This window comes from Microbacterium sp. NPDC088619 (assembly GCF_044752825.1).
Lineage (GTDB): Bacteria > Actinomycetota > Actinomycetes > Actinomycetales > Microbacteriaceae > Microbacterium.
Genome location: NZ_JBIVLZ010000001.1, coordinates 1,952,772 through 1,967,472, shown reverse-complemented (window position 1 = coordinate 1,967,472; position 14,701 = coordinate 1,952,772). Strand labels below are relative to the sequence as shown.

The window sequence follows — 14,701 nt, the reverse complement described above, 5'->3', positions numbered from 1 at the left end:
CATGAGCGTTCCCACCTCGACCGACACCACGGCACCCGACGGCAGCGCGATCCCCACGGGGATGCCGGAGACCGCGACGTTCCGCACCACCGAGGACGTCTCGCCGCCGCGCAAGACGTTCTGGTCGCAGCTCGCGCACTCGTTCGCGATGTTCCGCAACCCCAAGTCGATCGCCGGCCTGATCATCCTCGGGGTGTTCGTGCTGATCGCGATCTTCGCCCCGCTGCTCGCGCCCTACGGGGCCACGCAGAAGGACCGCACGGCTCTCCGCCAGCCGCCCTCGTTCGACCACTGGCTCGGCACCACCCACATGGGCGAGGACGTGCTCAGCCAGCTCATCTTCGGCACGCGCGGCGTCGTCGTGGTCGGGTTCCTCTCGGCCATCATCGCGACGATCATCGCCATCACGATCGGCGTGATCGCCGGCTACGTGCGCGGCTGGAAGAGCGAGTCGCTGTCGGCGCTGACGAACGTCTTCCTGGTGATCCCCGGCATCCCGCTGATCATCATCGTGGCCTCGCAGTTCGAGAACCCGCCGCTCATCGTGATCGCCGCCGTGCTGGGCCTCACGGGATGGGCCTGGGGTGCGCGTGTGCTGCGCGCGCAGACCATGTCGCTGCGCAACCGCGACTTCATCCAGGCCGCGCGTGCCAACGGCGAACCTCTGCACCGCATCATCACCGTCGAGATGCTGCCGAACCTCATGGCGCTGATCGCGTCGAGCTTCGTCGGCACCGTCACCGCGGCCATCCTCGGACTCACGACCCTCGCCTTCATCGGCGTGATCCCGGTGAGCAACCTCAACTGGGGCACGATCCTGTTCTGGGCGCAGCAGAACGGCGCGTTCCCTCGGCTGTGGTGGTGGTACGTGCCCGCAGGACTCTGCATCGCGATCATCGGCGTCGCCCTGTCGCTCATCAACTTCGGCATCGACGAGTACGTCAACCCGAGGTTGCGGTCGGCGGGTGAGCGCGCCCGCGCGATGAAGAAGAAGGGCCTCGACGTGAACGACCCGGTGACGGCGGTGCGCAGCGTGCCGACAACCGACTCGGGTACCGTGCAGAGCGCGGCGACAGCGACGACGACCCATACGAAGACCGATACGAAGACACAGAACGCCGAGTGATGACCTCTCAGACCCTGACCGAATCCCTGCCCTATCTCGACCCCGAGCTGCCGATCGCGGCGCGCGTCGCCGACCTCCTCGACCGCATGACGGTCGAGGAGAAGGTCGGGCAGATGCTGCAGCTCGACGCCCGCGACGACCTCGACGACCATGTCCTGGGAAAGCACGTCGGCTCGATCCTGCACACCTCGCCCGAGCGGATCATCCGCGCGAACGAGCTGACCTCCCAGACCCGATTGCGCATCCCACTGCTCGTCGCCGAGGACTGCATCCACGGTCACTCGTTCTGGCCCGGTGCGACCATCTACCCGACCCAGCTCGGCATGGCGGCGACCTGGGACGCCGAGCTCGTCGAGAAGGTCGCGCGGGCGACTGCGATCGAGGTCGCGGCGACCGGCATCCACTGGACGTTCTCACCCGTGCTGTGCATCGCGCGCGACCTGCGCTGGGGCCGCATCGACGAGACGTTCGGCGAAGACCCGTTCCTGATCGGCGAGCTCGCCTCGGCCATGGTGCGCGGCTACCAGGGCGACGGCCTCGACGACCCGACCGCGATCCTCGCCACGGCCAAGCACTTCGCGGGGTACTCCGAGACGCAGGGCGGGCGTGACGCGAGCGAGGCCGACATCTCGCGCCGCAAGCTGCGGTCGTGGTTCCTGCCGCCCTTCGAGCGCGTCGCCCGCGAGGGGTGCCGCACATTCATGCTCGGCTACCAGACCACCGACGGGGTGCCGATCACGGTCAACGACTGGCTGCTCAGCGACGTGCTTCGTGGGGAGTGGGGCTACACCGGCACGCTCATCACCGACTGGGACAACGTCGGCCGCATGGTGTGGGAACAGCACGTGCAGCCCGACTACGCGCACGCGTCCGCCGCCGCGGTGAGCGCCGGCAACGACATGGTCATGAACACACCGGGCTTCTTCGAGGGCGCGCTCGAGGCGGTGTCGAACGGGCTGCTCGCGGAGGACGCCTTCGACGACGCCGTGGCACGCATCCTGACCCTGAAGTTCGAGCTGGGGCTGTTCGAAGACCCGCGGCTGCCGCAGGACGAGCTGGATGCCGTGGTCGGCAGCGCCGCGCACGCGGAGCTCAACCTCGAGACCGCGCGCCGCTCGATCGTGCTTCTCGAGAACGACGGTGTGCTGCCGCTCGACGCGTCCGCAGCGCTGAAGGTCGCGGTGGTCGGTCCCCTCGCCGACGACGCCCAGACGCAGCTCGGCGACTGGGCCGGCGGCTCCGGTCAGGCCGGATGGCTCGACGGGCAGCCGCGCGAGATGATCACGACCGTGCTCGACGGCCTGTCGGGTGTCGCCGGGTGGTCGGTGACGCACGCTCGCGGCGCCGAGATACTCACGCTCGAAGACGACCCTCGCGGCGCGAAGTTCCCCGACGGACAGCCCCGGCCCTCGGTCGTCGTGCCGAGCGCCCCCGACGAGACGATGATCGCCGAGGCCGTGGCCGTGGCTGCGGCATCCGATGTCGTCGTCGCCGTGGTCGGAGACCGCATCGAGCTCGTCGGCGAAGGGCGATCGACCGCGACCCTCGAGCTGATCGGCGGGCAGAACGCGCTGCTCGACGCGCTGATCGCGACGGGCAAGCCGGTCGTCGTCGTGCTGCTCGCCTCGAAGCCGCTCGTGCTGCCGGCATCGGCCTCGCAGGCCGCCGCCGTCATCTGGGCCGCGAACCCGGGCATGCAGGGCGGCCGCGCGCTCGCCGAGATCATCTCGGGTTCCGTCGAGCCGTCAGGGCGACTGCCGATCTCGTTCGCCCGCCACGTCGGGCAGCAGCCGACGTACTACAACCAGATCCGCGGACAGCACGGCGATCGCTACGCCGACCTCACGCAGTCCCCGGCCTGGGCGTTCGGCGAGGGGCTGTCGTACTCGACGGTCTCGTATGGCGAGCTGTCGCTCGACACCGACCGGCTCGGTCTCGACGACACGATCGTCGCCGAGGTGACGGTCACGAACACCGGTGCGCGTCCGGTGCGCGAGACCGTGCAGGTCTACGTGCGCGACTCCGTGACGAGCGTGAGCTGGGCCGACAAGGAGCTCAAGACCTATCGCCAGGTCGACCTGGCGCCGGGGGAGTCAGCGCGCGTGCGCCTCGACCTGCCGGTCGCAGAGTGCTCGATCGTGGATGCCGCCGGCATCCGTCGCGTGGAATCCGGCGCGTTCGAGCTGCTCGTGGGTCCGAGCTCCCGTGACGAGGTGCTGCTGAGCGCCGCGTTCACCGTCGCCTGATCATCTGAGACGAGGGCGCTCAAGCGTCCTCGTCGCGGAGGCGCTGCGGGCCCGCGCCCTGGCTGCTGAGCGCGTCACCGGGGTTGAGCAGGCCGCACGCCTTCATCGACAGGCAGCCGCAGCCGATGCATCCGGTCAGCTCGCGCTCGAGCCGTTCGATGCCCTCGCGGCGCTTCTCGAGCTCGCGCTTCCAGCGCCTCGACGCACGCTGCCAGTCCTCGTGGCTCGGCGTCTGCGTCAACGGAACGTCGGCGAACGCGTCGTGCACGTCCGACAGGGGGATGCCGAGGCGCTTCGCCACCGTGATGAGCGAGACCCGCCGCAGCATGTGCCTGGCATAGCGGCGCTGATTGCCCGCGGTGCGCGTCGAGGCGATGAGCCCGAGGCTCTCGTAGAAGTGCAGGGCCGACGGGGCGACCCCGGTGCGCCTGCTCATCTCTCCGATCGTCAGCGGCTCGTAAGGTCCGTGAACGACCTGCTCCGCATCGGTGTCGCTCATGCGCAGTCCTCCTCGATTTGACCTCAAGTGTACTTGAGGTCATACGGTTGCAACCGTGACCCGAACGGAGACCGCCACCCCATGACCTATGTGATCGCCCTGCCCTGCGTCGATGTCAAGGACCGTGCGTGCATCGACGAATGCCCTGTTGACTGCATCTATGAGGGCGAACGCTCGCTGTACATCCACCCGGACGAATGCGTCGACTGCGGCGCGTGCGAACCGGTGTGCCCCGTCGAGGCGATCTACTACGAAGACGACCTGCCGGAAGAATGGCAGGACTACTACAAGGCCAACGTCGAGTTCTTCGACGAGCTCGGCTCGCCCGGCGGCGCGGCGAAACTCGGCGTCATCGAACACGACCACCCGATCATCGCCGCACTTCCGCCCCAGGAGGCACCCGAATGAGCACCCAGCAGCATCCCGCAGCGCCGGTCCCCTCCGAGGTCGGTGAAGGGCTCAAGGCCGCGTTCCGCGCGCATCCGGCGGGCGTCGCGATCATCACCGCGATGACTCCCGCCGGCCCGGTCGGGCTCACGGCATCCAGCGTCGCGTCCGTCGCGGTCGACCCCGCCGCGATCGTGTTCTCGGTCACCAGGGCGACCGGCAGCGCGGGCTCGATCCTCAACGCCGAGTCGTTCGTCGTGCACCTGATCGACGACGAGCACTCGGCTCTGGCGCAGAGCTTCGCGGTGAGCGGCGCCGACCGCTTCACCCCCGAACAGGGGTGGAGCACCCTCCCGACCGGTGAGCCGTACCTCGCCGAGGCGCGCGCCGCGATGCGCGGTCACACGATGTCGACGGTCGCGGTCGGCTCATCGACCGTCGTGGTCGCCGAGATCGACGAGGTGCTGCTCGGGCGGCCGGGCCGACCGCTCGTCTACCTCGACCGCCGATTCCACTCACTCCCTACCGACCAGAACGACTGAAAGGAACACGCATGACCACTCCGTACACCCTCCCCGAGCTGCCGTACGACTACTCGGCGCTCGCCCCGCACATCTCGGGCAAGATCATGGAGCTGCATCACTCCAAGCACCACCAGGCGTACGTCACCGGCGCCAACACCGCGCTCGAGCAGCTGGCCGGTGCACGCGAGTCCGGTGACTTCGCTGCCGTGAACAAGCTCGAGAAGGACCTCGCGTTCAACCTCGGCGGACACATCAACCACTCGGTGTTCTGGGAGAACCTGTCGCCCGACGGCGGCGGAACCCCCGAGGGAGAGCTCGAGGCGGCGCTGACCGATGCGTTCGGTTCGATCGACGCCTTCCGCGCCCACTTCACCGCGACCGCGCTCGGCGTGCAGGGCTCGGGCTGGGCCGTTCTCGCCTGGGACAGCGTCGGAGCGCGACCGGTCATCTTCCAGCTGTTCGACCAGCAGGGCAACGCTCCGCTCGGCGTGACGCCGCTGCTGCAGCTCGACGTCTGGGAGCACGCCTACTACCTCGACTACCTCAACGTGCGCGCCGACTACGTCAAGGCGTTCTGGGAGCTCGTCAACTGGTCCGACGTGCAGCGCCGGTTCCAGGCTGTGCAGGAGAAGACCGCCGGGCTCATCGTCGCCCGCTGACCCTTTTCTGAGTGGAGTCCGTCCGACGCGGCGCTGTCGACAGTGCGCCGCGTGGGGCGGACTTCTCCCTGTCCGGCGGAGGATGCCGCAGCATCCGTCCGCCCGTCGCGGCGTGCTCCGCCCGACAGGGAGCTGGATACCGCGTCAGGCCAGCAGTTCGCCCGCGAGCGCCTCGATGCGGCGTCGGATGTCGTCGCGGATCGGTCGCACGGCGTCGATGCCCTGCCCGGCCGGGTCGTCGAGCTTCCAGTCCTCGTAGCGCTTGCCGGGGAAGAACGGGCAGGCGTCGCCGCATCCCATCGTGATCACGACGTCGGATGCCTGCACCGCCTCGGTCGTGAGCACCTTGGGCTGCTCGGCGGTGATGTCGATGCCGAGCTCGCTCATCGCCTCGACCGCGACCGGGTTGATCTGGTCGGCCGGCATGGAGCCGGCCGAGCGCACCTCGATGCGGCCGCCCGAGACCTCGCGCAGGAAGCCTGCGGCCATCTGCGAGCGCCCGGCGTTGTGCACGCAGACGAACAGGACGGAGGGCTTGGCGGTGGTGGTCATGATGTCTCCAGGGTAAGCGAACGCGTGGGGTCGAGGACGGTCAGCGGCGATCTGCCGATCTGCAGCACGGTCGGTGCGGCACAGCAGCGTGCGGCATCCGCCTCACCGAAGTCACCCGATCCGCCGCACACGCCGGTGTCCGGGAGGGTGAGGTCCTTTCGTGCCGCGGCCTCGTGATCTCCGGCCAGGTGCGCGGCGACGCTGCGCACCTGCTCGTACCCCGTCAGTGCGAGGAACGTCGGCGCGCGGCCGTACGACTTCGCGCCGACGATGAAGAGCCCGAGCTCCGGTTGGGCGAGCTCGCGTGCGCCGGTCGCCGACACCGATCCGCACGAGTGGATGTTCGGGTCGATCTCTGCGGCGATGCCGGCGACCGCCTCGAGAGCGGGGTCGAGATCGATGCGCAGCTCCCGCAGGATGCCGGTGTCCGGCCGGAATCCGGTGAGCGCGAACACCCGCCCGACATCCGCCACCTCGCGTCCGTCCTCTGCCACGATCGTCATGCCGTCGCCCCCGCGGCGGAACTCAGCCACGCGGAATCCTGTCACGAGCTCCACCACACCCTCGTCGATGACCTTGCGGGCGCGAGAACCCAAGGCGGCGCGCTCCGGCAGCTCGTCTCCGCTGCCGCCGCCGAAGACGTTCACGGCGCTCCCTCGGCGCAGCAGCCAGGTCACGCGGGTCCCCGTCGATCGGCGAGCCAGCTCACTCAGGCGCAGCACCGCGTGCGTGGCGGAGTGCCCCGCTCCCACGACGACGACGTGCTCACCGGCGAGCTCTGACACATCGTCCGGGATGCGGTATGAGATGAGGTCGGATGCCGCCGACTCGCCGACCGCGGGGAAGCCATCGGCGCCTGCGGGATTCGGCATGCTCCACGTGCCGCTCGCATCGACGACGGCCCGGGCGAGGATCCGTGACTCGATTCCGTCGGCGTCGACGGTGTGCACGACGAACGGCTGGCTCTTGCGCCCTGCGTCGACGACCTTGTCGCGCCCCTGGCGTGCGACGCCCGTGACGGTCGTCGAGTACTTCACGCGGTGTCCCAGGGCATTCGCGAGCGGTGCCAGGTAGCCGCTCACCCATTCCGCCCCAGTGGGGTATCCCGAAGCAGGAGCGTTCCATCCCGTCGGCTCGAGCAGGCGACGTGCGGCGGCGTCGGTTAACTCCGACCATGCCGAGAACAGACGCACATGACCCCACTCCGAGACGGCGCTCGCAGCCCCGCGCCCCCGTTCGACCACCACGACGTCTTCGCCGCGTTCGACCAGGTGCGCCGCTGCGGCGAGACCCTGCGGGCCTGCTCCGATGACGACGACGGGAAGGTCTGGCATCATGTCTCCTCGAATCGATGAACGTCAATATGAAGCATCCGGCACGTATCGAAGAATGTCAATACGTGAGAGGATGGCGGCATGATGCTTCCGGCCACCATCGCAGACACCGCCTGCTGCACGCCGCGATCGGCATCCGCTCTGCCCGTCGCGGAGGCCGAGCGCATCGCCCGGCTGTTCAAAGCGCTCGGCGACCCGACCCGCATCCGCCTGCTGTCGCTCATCTCGTCGGCCGAGGGCGGCGAGGCCTGCATCTGCGATCTCACCGATCCGGTCGGCCTGTCGCAGGGCACCGTCTCGCACCACATGAAGCTGCTGGCCGACGCCGGCCTCGTCACTCGCGAGCAGCGCGGCAAGTGGGCCTATTTCTCCCTCGCCGACGGCGCGCTCGACGCGGCGGGAGAGGCGCTGCGGGGCGTCTGAGTCACTCAGGCACGCCCCGATAGGCTGGTTCCATGGCCCTTCTCTCGATCGCCGGCTCGACGCGCGCTCCGCATGAGCTGCGCTCGGCGACCCCGATGAGGAAGTCGATGCGCGTCGTCATGCATCCGGGGACCAACGGGTGGACCAGCGTCTGGGGCACCCTCTCGCACGGTGAGATCGCGGGCTGCCCGCCGCCACGCGACTAGACCGCGCCTCGATGGGGTGCGGTCTTCCGCGCCGTTCACCCCTTCTCTCGCGTGAGGTCTCTTCGTGTCCACTTCTCCCGTCCGCACCCGTCCCCGTCTCCGCCTGGCTCCGCACGAGCTGTGGCGCGGCATCCGCAACAACGCCCGCAGCGATGTGCTCGGGGGCTCCCTCCTGCTCGCCGCCACCGTCGCCGCGCTGATCCTCGCCAACACCCCCGCGGTGTCGTGGTACGAATCGGTGCGCGACTTCACGTTCGGCATCCCCGAGCTGCATCTCGATCTGAGCATCGGCGCCTGGGCGGCCGACGGTCTGCTGGCGATCTTCTTCTTCGTCGTCGGCCTCGAGCTGAAGGAGGAGTTCGTCACCGGCCGCCTGCGCGATCCGCGCCAGGCCGCGCTGCCGATCGCCGCGGCTGTCGGCGGTGTGATCGTGCCGGCTGTCATCTTCGCCCTGATCAACGCCGGGGACGGCGACGCCCTGCGCGGCTGGGCCATCCCCACAGCGACGGACATCGCGTTCGCGGTCGCGGTGATCGCCGTGGTCGGAAAGTTCCTCCCACCCGCGCTGCGTGTCTTCCTCCTCACACTCGCGATCATCGACGACCTGATCGCCATCACGATCATCGCGACCTTCTACACCGACACGATCAGCCTCCCGTGGCTGACGCTCGCCCTGCTGCCCCTGGCCGGGTTCGCCCTGCTCGTGCAGAAGGGCGTGCGGGCATGGTGGATCCTGCTGCCTCTCGCGATCGCCGTGTGGGTCTGCATCCACGCCGCAGGCATCCATGCGACCGTCGCGGGTGTGCTGCTCGGCTTCGTCGTGCCGGTCGTCCCGACCGAGCGCGCCCGCGTGCGTCGAGGGACCGATGCCGACGGCGAGCCGGTCTACGACGGCCTCGCACCGCACTTCGCCGACCGGTGGGGTGTCGTGGCGACGCTGTTCGCCGTGCCGGTCTTCGCCTTCTTCGCTGCCGGGGTCACGATCGGCGGACTCGAGGGGCTCGCGTCCGCGCTGACCGACCCGATCGCGATCGGCATCATCGTCGGACTCGTGCTGGGCAAGCCGATCGGGATCCTCGCGACCACGTTCCTGCTCAGCCGTGTGCCCGCTCTGCGCCTCGATGAGACGCTGCGCTGGCCCGACCTCACCGGCATGGCGTTCCTCGCGGGAATCGGCTTCACCGTCTCGCTGCTCGTCGGCGAGCTCGCCTACGGGTCGAGTTCGGTCGCCGACGAGCACGTCAAGATCGGCGTGCTCCTCGGCTCGCTCATCGCCGCGGTGATCGGCGGGCTGATGCTCGCGAGGCGCAACGCGCTCGCCCGCCGATCGCTGCTCGACGCCTGAGGATGCCGGTCAGGAGCTGCCGACCGTCGACTGCAGCTTCGCCATGACCTGGGTGATGGTGAACGACGCCGACTCCTGCCGAGCGGGGAACTCGACGAGGCTGTGCAGCATGGTCGCGACGTAGGCCTGCGCCGGGATGAACAGGAAGATGTGGTCGAGCACCCAGTCCCAGTACGTGTTCGACGTGATGTCGGCGCGCTCGAAGGGGTCGGTGCGCAGGTTGAAGAGCTTCGGGAACCGCAACTCGATATAGGGCTCCTGCCAGACCTGCAGGGTTCCGACGGCACGCTGCTCGAGGAAGACGAACTTCCAGTTCTCGAAGCGCAGCGCCGTGAGGTCGCCGTCGTCCGAGACGTAGAAGAAGTGACGCCTCGGGCTGTGTTCGACAGCGCCGGTGATGTAGTCGAGCTGGTTGTTGCCGTCGAGATGGACCGTGAAGTCGGTGCCGTGCAGCTCCGTGCCCGACTTCAGGCGATCGGCGATGTCGGTGTCTCCGGCCGCGGCCAGCAAGGTCACGAACCAGTCGTTGTGACTGACGATGCCGTTCAGCGTCGTGCCTGCCGGAACGTGTCCCGGCCAGCGCACCATCGCGGGCACCCGATAGGCGCCCTCCCAGTTCGAGTTCTTCTCGTTGCGGAACGGCGTCATGCCGGCATCCGGCCAGCTGTTCATGTGCGGGCCGTTGTCGGTCGAGTACATGACGATCGTGTTCTCTGCGAGGCCGAGCTCGTCGAGCAGATCGAGCAGGCTGCCCACCACGTCGTCGTGATCGAGCATCGTGTCGTGATACTCCGACTGCCAGCGGCCGGCGCGCCCCTTGCTCTCCTCTTTCGTGTGAGTGCGGAAATGCATGTGCGTCGAGTTGAACCAGACGAAGAACGGGGTGTCGTCGTCGGCCTGCTGACGGATGAAGTCTGCCGCCGCGTCGCGGAATTCCTCGTCGACCGTCTCCATGCGCTTCTTCGTCAGGGGGCCGGTGTCTTCGATGCGCTGCGTGCCGTCGTCGTTCGCCCACGAGTGGATCACACCGCGAGGGCGGAACCGCTCGCTGAACCCCGGGTACTCCTCGTCGGTCGGGTAGTCCGGGTGCTCCGGCTCCTCCTCGGCGTTGAGGTGATAGAGGTTGCCGAAGAACTCGTCGAAGCCGTGCGCGGTCGGCAGGTGCTCGTCGCGGTCGCCGAGGTGGTTCTTGCCGAACTGCCCGGTGGCATAGCCGTGATGCTTGAGCGCGTCGGCGATCGTCGGATCCTCGGGCTGGAGACCCAGCTTCGCCCCCGGCATCCCCACCTTCGTGAGACCGGTGCGGTACGGGTTCTGGCCCGTGATGAAGGCTGCGCGCCCGGCCGTGCAGCTCTGCTCGCCGTAGTAATCGGTGAACTTCGCGCCCTCAGCGGCGATCCGGTCGATGTTCGGAGTCCGATAGCCCATCAGGCCGTCGGTGTAGGTGCTCAGATTGGCGATGCCGATGTCATCGCCCCAGATGATGAGGATGTTGGGCTTGTCGGACATGATCGCTCCTCGGTCGGCGGTGAGGCCGGGCAGGCGCCCGTGCCGCTCAGCCAACCAGGGGCCCGGGCCGATGCCCAGGGGGGCCTCACACAGAGCGGGTGAGGCGGAATCCGATGTGCGACATGCCGGTGTCCTCGGCCTGAGGCGAGCGTGCGGCCGGGCGGAAGCGCAGGCAGTAGTCGGGGGAGCACAGGTGCGATCCGCCTTTCAGCACACGGCGCGGGATGCTGGGGAACCCCTCCTGTGCGCTCGCAGCGGCCAGCAGGTTCGCGCGCTTGCCAGGATCCACCGGCTTATCCGACAGCTTCAGATGCCGCGGCGTGTAGAAGTCGCTCGTCCACTCCCAGACGTTCGCGATCATGTCATACAGGCCGTAGCCGTTGGGGGCGTACGACCCGACCGGGGCCGTGCCGCCGACGCCCTGGTTGTCATACGGGAAGCGACCCAGCCACGAGTTGGCCTGCGCCTCGCCACCGGGATAAGGCTCGTCGCCCCAGGCGAACGGCGCACCGTCGACCCCGCCCCGGGCGGCGTACTCGTGCTCGGCCTCGGTGGGCAGCCGCATCCCGACCCAGTCGGCGTAGGCGACGGCATCTTCGAAGGCGATGTGCACGACCGGATGCTGCAGTCGATCGTCGATCGACGAGTCGGGGCCGAACGGATGCCGCCATGAGGCGCCCGCCTGCCAGCGCCACCAGTTGCGCCAGTCGCGCAGGTCCGTCGGGCCGGTGGTCGGTGTGAAGACCATGGAGCCCGGCAGGAGATCCTTCGGATCCGCGTCGGGGAACGCAGTCGGGTCGAGCGGCCGTTCGGCCACGGTGACATAGCCGGTCGCATCGACGAACTCGGCGTACTGAGCGTTGGTCACCTCGTAGCGGTCGATCTCGAACGACGCGACCGCGCGCTCGTGCACCGGACGCTCATCGGGATAGAAATCCTCGGACCCCATCCGAAACGTTCCGGCGGGAATCAGCACCATGTCGCGAATGTTCGTCACCCGCGTCAGCGTAGCGTCCGGGTCGTCGCGCGGGGCAGGATGCTCGCCCGCGTGGGGCTAGCCGACCAGGCGCGCGGTCGTGCCGCGGACGTTCAGCTCGTAGGGGAGCTCCGCTGGAATGCCGGCGGCGTCGCCGTCGGCGAGCTTGGCGAGCACGGCGTCCGCCGCACGCTCGCCCTGGCCCAGCGGGAATTGGTCGACGGTGCTGAGCCGGAAGAACTCGCCGAGCTCGTGACCGTCGATGCCCACGATCGAGAGATCGTCCGGCACGGCGAAGCCGAGGTCGCGGGCGGCGAGGATCGCACCGATCGCCATCTCGTCGGATGCGGCGAACACGGCGGTGGGCCTCGGGCCCGGACGGCCGAGCAGCTGCTTCGCCGCCCGGTAGCCGCCCTCGACCGTGAAGTCGGCGGGTTCGAGGAAGGCGGGGTTCAACGGGATGCCTGCCTTCGCGAGCGCCTTCTCGAAGCCCAGACGACGGTTCGTCGGGATGTGGAAGTCGATGTCGAACTCGGGATTCGCGCCGATGTGCGCGATGTCGTGGTGACCGAGCCCGATCAGGTGCTCTGTCGCGAGCTGGGCGACGGCCACGTCATCGACGGTGAGGGTGTCGAGCTTCGGGTTGGGGCCGCCGATCGCGATCACCGGCAGGCCGAGGTCGAGCAGATACTGCGTCTCGTCGTCGTCGAGCTCGATCGACACCGCGATCACGGCATCCACCCGCTGCCGCCGTAGGAACGTGTCGAACACGTGGCGGCGCACGTCCTTGTCGGCCGTGATGTTGTAGAGCGTGATGTCGTAGCCCTCGCGCATCAGGGCGGAGGACACCCCTGACAGCACCGTGCTGAAGAACCAGCGGTCGAGAAAGGGCACGACCACGCCGATGTTGCGGGTGCGGCCGGATGCCAGGCTCGAGGCCCGCGACGACACGACGTAGCCGAGCGCCGATGCCGCCTCCTGCACGCGCAGGCGTGCGGACTCCGACACATGACCTCGACCGCTCAAGGCGCGGGAGACGGTCGCGGTCGAGACGCCGGCGAGCCGGGCGACCTCATCGATGCTCGCCATGGGATTCCTCTCTGAGCCGATGGGGCCGCGGCATCCTCACAGATGCCGCGGCCCCACCGTGTTCGGCTTACGCCGTGGTGTACCAGACGGCCGTGTCCACCGGCACGGCGCCACCGTCGAACGGCTGGCTCTGCAGGATCACGAACGCGTCGGCCGGCAGCGGCACAGGTTCGGTGCCCAGGTTCGCGAGCACGTGCACGTCGCCGCGGCGGAACGCGACGGCATCCGCTCCCGCGTCCTCCCAGACCAGCGATCCGCTGCCGAAGCCGTACTCACGACGTCCGGCGAGCAGGCGCTTGTAGAGCGCGAGCGTCGAGCCCGGGTCCACCTCTTCCACGTCGCGCGAGTAGGAGGACCAGTCGGCCGGCTGCGGCAGCCACGATGCGCCGGTCTCGTTGAAGCCGAATGCCGGAGCATCCGCCTCCCAGGGCAGCGGCACGCGGCCTCCGTCACGGCCGTACCGCTCGCCGTTCGTGCGGAACCACGTCGGGTCCTGACGGAACGCGTCAGGGATCTCCATGGCCTCGGGAAGGCCGAGCTCCTCGCCCTGGTACAGGTATGCCGACCCGGGGAGAGCGAGCATCACGGTCGTCGCCGCGCGAGCACGGGCGAGCCCGATGGCGGTGTCGGGCTTGTGCGGGGTGTTCGGGCCGATGCCCTCGCCCTGCGGGTTGTCGTCGGTGAGGGCGAGGCGCGATGCGTGGCGCACCACGTCGTGGTTCGACAGCACCCAGGTGCTGGGGGCGCCGACGGCGCCGAACGCGTCGAGCGACTCGCGGATGACGTCGCCGAGGGCCTTCGCGTCCCACTCGGTCATCAGGTAAGGGAAGTTGAACGTCTGGTGCATCTCGTCGGGGCGCACCCACAGAGCGGTCTGCTTCAGCGTCGGCATCCAGGCCTCACCGCACAGCGCGCGGTCGCCGTCGTACTCGGCGAGCACCTTGTGCCAGTCGCGGTAGATGTCGTGCACGCCGTCCTGGCCCCAGTACGGCACGTTCGCCTCGCCGCCGCCCATCGAGTCGGCGTCGGCCGGCGGCGTGTAGTCGGGCAGGCCTTCGGCCTTGATCATGCCGTGGGCGACGTCGACGCGGAAGCCGTCGACACCGCGGTCGAGCCAGAAGCGCAGGATCGAGCGGAACTCCTCCCGCACCTCTTCGTTGTTCCAGTCGAAGTCCGGCTGCGTGGGGTCGAAGATGTGCAGGTACCACTGGCCCGGCGTGCCGTCGGCCTCGGTGATGCGCTCCCACATCCCGCCGCCGAAGACGGACTCCCAGTTGTTCGGGGGCAGCTCGCCGTTCTTGCCCTTGCCGTCACGGAAGATGTAGCGCGCACGCTCAGGGCTGCCAGGAGCCGCTTTCAGCGCCTCCTGGAACCAGGCGTGCTGCGCGGAGGAGTGGTTGGGGACCAGGTCGACGACCACGCGGATGCCGCGGGCGTGCGCCTCGTTCAGCATCGTGTCGAAGTCGTCGAGCGTGCCGAACAGCGGATCGACGTCGCGGTAGTCGGCCACGTCGTACCCCGCGTCGCGCTGCGGGCTCGTCATGAACGGGCTCAGCCAGATCGCATCGACGCCGAGCTCCTCCAGCGAGTCGAGCCGGCTGGTGATGCCGGGCAGGTCGCCGATGCCGTCGCCAGAGGCGTCGGCGAACGAACGGGGGTAGATCTGGTAGATGACCGCGCTGCGCCACCACTCGGAACCGGGGGCTGCGATCTGCTCAAGCTGTGCCATGGCAACAGATTAGTGCAAACGCTTGCAGGTCTGCCACCATTGCGATCGAATCGTTTCGGGGAAGCAATATCTCACGTCGCTCCACAGCGACTTGCAG

The 14,701-nt window shown here is 68.8% G+C and carries 15 protein-coding genes; 8 read left to right on the top strand and 7 right to left on the bottom strand.

The window, feature by feature from the left end:
• Position 1 precedes the first annotated feature (1 nt).
• Entirely contained in the window at positions 2-1,126 is a 1,125-nt protein-coding gene (locus ACIP5T_RS09550) for an ABC transporter permease (RefSeq protein WP_400862623.1), read from the top strand.
• On the top strand, positions 1,126-3,372 hold the full coding sequence (locus tag ACIP5T_RS09545) for a glycoside hydrolase family 3 N-terminal domain-containing protein (RefSeq protein ID WP_400862621.1): 2,247 nt from the start codon (positions 1,126-1,128) through the stop codon (positions 3,370-3,372). Before ACIP5T_RS09550 ends, ACIP5T_RS09545 begins: the two co-directional genes overlap by 1 nt.
• A 19-nt stretch (positions 3,373-3,391) precedes the next feature.
• On the opposite strand, the gene soxR is transcribed toward ACIP5T_RS09545, so the two are convergent.
• The gene (gene soxR / locus ACIP5T_RS09540) at positions 3,392-3,871 is read right to left on the bottom strand and encodes a redox-sensitive transcriptional activator SoxR (RefSeq protein WP_400862619.1); all 480 of its coding nucleotides are present in this window, start codon (positions 3,869-3,871) and stop codon (positions 3,392-3,394) included.
• An 81-nt stretch (positions 3,872-3,952) separates the two neighbouring features.
• Here soxR and fdxA point away from each other — a divergent pair, with 81 nt between their 5' ends.
• From fdxA to ACIP5T_RS09525, 3 genes are read left to right on the top strand one after another with little or no spacing between them, the layout of a single operon-like run.
• A complete protein-coding gene (gene fdxA / locus ACIP5T_RS09535) occupies positions 3,953-4,279 on the top strand; it encodes a ferredoxin (protein ID WP_400862617.1) in 327 nt (108 codons plus the stop codon).
• Positions 4,276-4,800 carry a flavin reductase family protein gene (locus ACIP5T_RS09530; RefSeq protein ID WP_400862616.1) on the top strand — a complete coding sequence of 175 codons (525 nt, stop codon included), beginning with the start codon at positions 4,276-4,278 and terminating at the stop codon, positions 4,798-4,800. The genes fdxA and ACIP5T_RS09530 overlap by 4 nt, the downstream gene beginning before the upstream one ends.
• A gap of 11 nt (positions 4,801-4,811) precedes the next feature.
• Positions 4,812-5,441, top strand: coding sequence for a superoxide dismutase (locus ACIP5T_RS09525; protein ID WP_400862614.1), 630 nt, complete (start codon positions 4,812-4,814; stop codon positions 5,439-5,441).
• Positions 5,442-5,585: 144 nt separating this feature from the next.
• Here ACIP5T_RS09525 and ACIP5T_RS09520 read toward each other — a convergent pair whose 3' ends face one another.
• Together ACIP5T_RS09520 and ACIP5T_RS09515 are read right to left on the bottom strand one after the other, a co-directional pair.
• Positions 5,586-5,993 carry an arsenate reductase ArsC gene (locus ACIP5T_RS09520; protein WP_400862612.1) on the bottom strand — a complete coding sequence of 136 codons (408 nt, stop codon included), beginning with the start codon at positions 5,991-5,993 and terminating at the stop codon, positions 5,586-5,588.
• A complete protein-coding gene (locus ACIP5T_RS09515; protein WP_400862610.1) occupies positions 5,990-7,327 on the bottom strand; it encodes an FAD-dependent oxidoreductase in 1,338 nt (445 codons plus the stop codon). Before ACIP5T_RS09515 ends, ACIP5T_RS09520 begins: the two co-directional genes overlap by 4 nt.
• An 81-nt stretch (positions 7,328-7,408) precedes the next feature.
• Here ACIP5T_RS09515 and ACIP5T_RS09510 point away from each other — a divergent pair, with 81 nt between their 5' ends.
• From ACIP5T_RS09510 to nhaA, 3 genes are all read left to right on the top strand, one after another.
• Entirely contained in the window at positions 7,409-7,750 is a 342-nt protein-coding gene (locus ACIP5T_RS09510; protein ID WP_400862609.1) for an ArsR/SmtB family transcription factor, read from the top strand.
• Positions 7,751-7,782: 32 nt separating this feature from the next.
• The gene (locus tag ACIP5T_RS09505) at positions 7,783-7,956 is read left to right on the top strand and encodes a hypothetical protein (RefSeq protein ID WP_164481681.1); all 174 of its coding nucleotides are present in this window, start codon (positions 7,783-7,785) and stop codon (positions 7,954-7,956) included.
• Positions 7,957-8,020: 64 nt separating this feature from the next.
• Positions 8,021-9,301, top strand: a complete 1,281-nt coding sequence (gene nhaA, locus ACIP5T_RS09500) for a Na+/H+ antiporter NhaA (protein ID WP_400862607.1) — start codon at positions 8,021-8,023, stop codon at positions 9,299-9,301.
• A gap of 9 nt (positions 9,302-9,310) precedes the next feature.
• Here the strand turns inward: nhaA and ACIP5T_RS09495 are convergent, their stop codons facing one another.
• The 4 genes from ACIP5T_RS09495 to ACIP5T_RS09480 form a co-directional block, all read right to left on the bottom strand.
• Entirely contained in the window at positions 9,311-10,810 is a 1,500-nt protein-coding gene (locus ACIP5T_RS09495; RefSeq protein WP_400862605.1) for an arylsulfatase, read from the bottom strand.
• A gap of 85 nt (positions 10,811-10,895) precedes the next feature.
• A complete protein-coding gene (locus ACIP5T_RS09490; RefSeq protein ID WP_400864688.1) occupies positions 10,896-11,789 on the bottom strand; it encodes a formylglycine-generating enzyme family protein in 894 nt (297 codons plus the stop codon).
• 75 nt (positions 11,790-11,864) lie between these two features.
• Positions 11,865-12,875: a LacI family DNA-binding transcriptional regulator gene (locus ACIP5T_RS09485; protein ID WP_400862603.1), complete on the bottom strand. Its 1,011-nt coding sequence runs from the start codon at positions 12,873-12,875 to the stop codon at positions 11,865-11,867.
• Positions 12,876-12,942: 67 nt separating this feature from the next.
• Positions 12,943-14,604, bottom strand: a complete 1,662-nt coding sequence (locus ACIP5T_RS09480; RefSeq protein ID WP_400862602.1) for a glycoside hydrolase family 13 protein — start codon at positions 14,602-14,604, stop codon at positions 12,943-12,945.
• Positions 14,605-14,701: the final 97 nt, after the last annotated feature.

Coding starts and splice junctions, on each gene's coding strand:
- ACIP5T_RS09550 (WP_400862623.1), top strand. CDS start 2: ATGAGCGTTCCCACCTCGACCGACACCACGGCACCCGACGGCAGCGCG.
- ACIP5T_RS09545 (WP_400862621.1), top strand. CDS start 1,126: ATGACCTCTCAGACCCTGACCGAATCCCTGCCCTATCTCGACCCCGAG.
- soxR (WP_400862619.1), bottom strand. CDS start 3,871: ATGAGCGACACCGATGCGGAGCAGGTCGTTCACGGACCTTACGAGCCG.
- fdxA (WP_400862617.1), top strand. CDS start 3,953: ATGACCTATGTGATCGCCCTGCCCTGCGTCGATGTCAAGGACCGTGCG.
- ACIP5T_RS09530 (WP_400862616.1), top strand. CDS start 4,276: ATGAGCACCCAGCAGCATCCCGCAGCGCCGGTCCCCTCCGAGGTCGGT.
- ACIP5T_RS09525 (WP_400862614.1), top strand. CDS start 4,812: ATGACCACTCCGTACACCCTCCCCGAGCTGCCGTACGACTACTCGGCG.
- ACIP5T_RS09520 (WP_400862612.1), bottom strand. CDS start 5,993: ATGACCACCACCGCCAAGCCCTCCGTCCTGTTCGTCTGCGTGCACAAC.
- ACIP5T_RS09515 (WP_400862610.1), bottom strand. CDS start 7,327: ATGCCAGACCTTCCCGTCGTCGTCATCGGAGCAGGCCCGCAGGGTCTC.
- ACIP5T_RS09510 (WP_400862609.1), top strand. CDS start 7,409: ATGATGCTTCCGGCCACCATCGCAGACACCGCCTGCTGCACGCCGCGA.
- ACIP5T_RS09505 (WP_164481681.1), top strand. CDS start 7,783: ATGGCCCTTCTCTCGATCGCCGGCTCGACGCGCGCTCCGCATGAGCTG.
- ACIP5T_RS09495 (WP_400862605.1), bottom strand. CDS start 10,810: ATGTCCGACAAGCCCAACATCCTCATCATCTGGGGCGATGACATCGGC.
- ACIP5T_RS09490 (WP_400864688.1), bottom strand. CDS start 11,789: ATGGTGCTGATTCCCGCCGGAACGTTTCGGATGGGGTCCGAGGATTTC.
- ACIP5T_RS09485 (WP_400862603.1), bottom strand. CDS start 12,875: ATGGCGAGCATCGATGAGGTCGCCCGGCTCGCCGGCGTCTCGACCGCG.
- ACIP5T_RS09480 (WP_400862602.1), bottom strand. CDS start 14,604: ATGGCACAGCTTGAGCAGATCGCAGCCCCCGGTTCCGAGTGGTGGCGC.